Raw genomic sequence first — 206 nt, forward strand, 5'->3', positions numbered from 1 at the left:
CCGATGGTCCATGTCGGGAACATCTCCCAGATGGAGGCGTCAAAACCGAAGCCCGCGTATTTGGCGCTTTTATCATCCGCCGTCATGGCGAATGCGTCGTGGTGCCAGAAGCACAGGTTCACAAGCGCATGGTGTTCGACCATGACACCCTTCGGCTGTCCGGTCGTTCCTGACGTGTAAATCATATAAGCGAGATGATCCGCCGT

1 protein-coding gene is annotated in these 206 nt (G+C 55.8%); it reads right to left on the reverse strand.

What is annotated here, in order from left to right; translation table 11 throughout:
• On the reverse strand, nucleotides 1–206 hold a 206-nt coding region (locus G9F48_RS19625), incomplete at both ends, for an AMP-binding protein (RefSeq protein WP_165410005.1).

Source organism: Bacillus sp. EKM420B, from assembly GCF_011065565.1.
Lineage (GTDB): Bacteria > Bacillota > Bacilli > Bacillales > Bacillaceae > Bacillus > Bacillus velezensis.